General features: G+C 60.4%; 3 protein-coding genes and 2 pseudogenes. All 5 read left to right on the plus strand.

Going from position 1 to position 3,416, the window contains the following annotated elements:
* The coding region (locus tag BUA29_RS11740) for a capsular polysaccharide export protein, LipB/KpsS family (protein WP_342741580.1) at positions 1–736 on the plus strand (736 nt) is incomplete at its 5' end.
* Positions 733–1,500: an SDR family NAD(P)-dependent oxidoreductase gene (locus tag BUA29_RS11745; protein WP_072756697.1), complete on the plus strand. Its 768-nt coding sequence runs from the start codon at positions 733–735 to the stop codon at positions 1,498–1,500. The genes BUA29_RS11740 and BUA29_RS11745, both read left to right, overlap by 4 nt.
* Positions 1,501–1,516: 16 nt before the next feature.
* Positions 1,517–3,028 (plus strand): LTA synthase family protein, encoded by a 1,512-nt coding sequence (locus BUA29_RS11750; RefSeq protein WP_245770553.1) that lies wholly within the window; start codon positions 1,517–1,519, stop codon positions 3,026–3,028.
* Positions 3,025–3,138: pseudogene (locus BUA29_RS12145) on the plus strand (transposase); the annotation flags it as partial. The gene BUA29_RS11750 and the pseudogene BUA29_RS12145, both read left to right, overlap by 4 nt.
* Positions 3,139–3,234: 96 nt before the next feature.
* Positions 3,235–3,348: pseudogene (locus BUA29_RS12150) on the plus strand (tRNA adenosine(34) deaminase TadA); the annotation flags it as partial.
* Between the last annotated feature and the right edge of the window lie 68 nt (positions 3,349–3,416).

The raw sequence follows: 3,416 nt of genomic DNA on the forward strand, positions 1-3,416 counted from the left end.
CCCCGTCACCCTTGGCTCCATGCTCCCCATCAGACATGAACCGTTTCCACTGGAATCGCGATTGAGCCAATACGCAGGCTACGTTCGGCGGTTTTCCCGGCTTAGGTTGATTCGCGCGCGTGAGAACGCGCGGACAAACGCGTTGATCGCCTCCGGCGCCCGTTATTACGTGTTGCCATTGCAGTTGAACAGCGATGCGCAGATTCGCGACCATTCGCGTTTTACGCACATGGGTGAGGTGATCGAATACGTGCTGGAGTCTTTTGCCCGGAATGCGCCGCGAGACGCAATACTTGTGGTGAAGAACCATCCCCTCGATACGGGCTTGATGGATTACGGCAAGATCATCCGCGAGAGCGAAAGGCGCTTTGATCTTTTGGGACGGACGGTTTATCTGGAGGGGGGCGATTTGGTGAGCCTGCTGCAGCACGCCCAAGGAGTTGTCACGGTCAACAGCACGTCAGGGCTATTGGCATTAGAAGCAGGCGTGCCAGTCGTGACGCTCTCCGATCCGATTTACAACCTTCCGGGGTTGACCTACCAAGCGCCGCTGGACGCGTTCTGGTTAGATGCAACCCCGCCGGAGCAGGAACTTTTCGCACGCTTTCGACGGGTCGTTATGACCGCCACGCAGATTAATGGTGGGTTCTATTGCCGCCAGGGGATCAGTCTTGCAGTAGAAAACAGTGCCAAGGTGTTGACGGCAGAGCGCTCGCCCTTGGAGGTACTGCTGTGAACCTGCCCTTGCGCATCCTCATCACTGGCGCGAGCGGGGCCATTGGCGGCGCCTTGGCGCAAGAATACGCGGGCCCTGGAGTGACGCTGTTCTTGCACGGGCGAGATCTGCCCAGGCTCGAAACCGTTGCCCGTGCGTGTCGCGAACGTGGTGCGCGTGTTGTGCTCGCTACCTTCGATGTACGTGACCTCGCCGATTTGCGTGGCTGGGTGGCACAGCTACAGGCAGAGGCTCCACTCGATTTAGTCATCGCCAACGCTGGCATGAACATCGACATCGGGCCGGACGGGGCAGGGGAGCGCTGGGAAGAGGTGGAAGCACTCCTCGAAACTAATGTGCGTGCGGTCTTGGCACTGGTAGACGCGGTGCTCCCCAGCATGCGGGCGCGCAGCGAAGGGCAGATTGCCTTGGTGAGCTCGTTGGCCGCGTGGTTTGGCCTGCCGGTGACGCCGAGCTACTGTGCCAGTAAGGCCGCGATCAAGGCCTACGGCGAAGCGTTGCGCGGCTGGCTGGCGCCCGAGGGGGTGCGGGTGAGTGTGATCATGCCCGGCTATGTGGCCTCGCCCATGTGCCACGCCATGCCAGGCCCGAAGCCCTTTCTGATGACGCCTGAACGAGCGGCGCGGATCATTCGGCGTGGCCTGATGCGCAACCGTGCGCGCATCGCCTTTCCGTTCTGGTTGTCGTTCGGAACATGGTGGTTGGCCGTGCTGCCCGCGGGGCTTTCCAGTCGAATTGTGCGTTGGTTGGGCTATGGCGGTTGAAGGTGCCTTCTTGACTGTGGTGGCCGCCGCACTGACGGGCCTTGGGCTGTCGGTTGCCATTGAGTGCCTGATGCAGCCGCGACCGCCGCTTGCGCGGCCTTGGTCGGCCTGGGCCCTGCATGGCGGCCTGTGGTTGCTGGCGCATGCCTTGTTGACCTTACTGTTGGGGCGCCCGTGGTTTGCCGCCGCCGCGGTGTCGGCCTTTTGGTTGATGCTGGTGCTGGTCAACAACGCCAAGGTGCATGCATTGCGTGAGCCGTTCGTCTTTCAGGATTTCGAGTATTTCACCGATGCGATCCGGCACCCGCGCCTGTACATCCCATTTTTGGGATGGTGGAAGTTTTTGGGCGCGGCAGCTGGCTTTGTGTTGGCCGTGGCGATCGGGCTGTGGGGAGAAGCAGTCCCCGCCGAGCGCTGGCGCATGGCCAGTCAGTTGGGCGGGATCGCCTTGATGGGGTTGGCCGGCATCGGGCTCATTCTGACGAGGCGCACGAGACGCCTTGCGGTGACTTTCCAACCTGAGCGCGATATCGGCTCACTCGGCTTTGCGGCCTGTCTTTGGCGCTATGGCGAGGAAGAACGAGTGCCCCTGACGGCAGCCTCCCCCTTCGATTTTCTAGCGCCGGAAATGCCCGATGGCGGCTTGCCACATCTTGTGGCCGTGCAAAGCGAATCGTTTTTCGATCCGCGGCCCTGGTTTGCCGGTATTCGTGCGGAGGTGCTAGCCGAGTTCGACCGGCTTAAAGGCGATGCGCTGGCACATGGCAGGCTTGATGTGCCGGCATGGGGTGCGAATACGGTACGAACAGAATTTGCATTTCTCACCGGGATTGGCGAGGACAAGCTGGGCGTGCATCGTTTCAATCCCCATCGCGCCATTGCTGCGGGCTCGAATGTGTCTTCGCTGGCTTTGTGGCTCAAGCGTTTTGGGTATCGCACGATTTGCATCCACCCTTACCCGGCGAGCTTCTATCAGCGCGATCGTGTTTATCCGAGGATTGGATTCGACGAGTTTCTTGACATCCGCGCCTTTGACAAGGCAGGGCGTTTTGGTCCGTACATTGGGGATGCGGCGGTAGCTGAAAAAATAGCGGCCGTTCTGGGTGAAGCAACGGGGCCTGTGTTCATTTTTGCCATTACCATGGAAAACCACGGTCCGCTGCATCTGGAAAAGGTAAATCCCGAGAACGTGGACGCGTTCTACCACACGCCACCGCCGGACGACTGCGACGACCTCACTATCTACCTACGCCACCTACGCAATGCAGACCGAATGATCGGAGCATTGCGTCAAACCCTGGAAGGGTGTCCACATCCCGCCAGCTTGTGCTGGTTCGGTGACCATGTACCCATCATGCCGAAGGTGTATGAGATTTTCGGCGAACCCGATGGCGTGACTGAGTATGTGATCTGGAGCAATCGCATGGCTGCGCAAGTTCGGCCCGACGCGCTGGCCGCAAACGAGCTGACAATCCGCTGGCTCGGGGAGGCTGGCCTGATTGGTTTTCCGCAACCCGCTGGGGTTTGAGTAGCGCCGCGATCTGGACTCCAATTCCCAAGTCGGAGCTGGCCCGGCAACATGGCTTCAGCCCGGCCAGCTTCTGCGCTTGGCGCACAAAGTACGGCGGCATGGATGCGGATTGACGCCCAGCGCCTATGCGAAGCAACTGGCATCCACTACCATCAATCCCTGACTCTAAATTGCCCCGCTGCGACGCTCGGTCCTTTCGCTCCATGACGCAGGCAGCACACCATTCCATCGACGAATATTGGATGCGCCAGGCACTGGCGCTGGCTGAACGTGCGCAACGTGAGGATAACGAAGTCCCGGTTGGCGCGGTGATCGTCGGCTCAATCGCGATTCCAGTGGAAACGGTTCATGTCTGATGGGGAGCATGGAGCCAAGGGTGACGGGG

Source organism: Thermomonas hydrothermalis (assembly GCF_900129205.1).
Taxonomy (GTDB): domain Bacteria; phylum Pseudomonadota; class Gammaproteobacteria; order Xanthomonadales; family Xanthomonadaceae; genus Thermomonas; species Thermomonas hydrothermalis.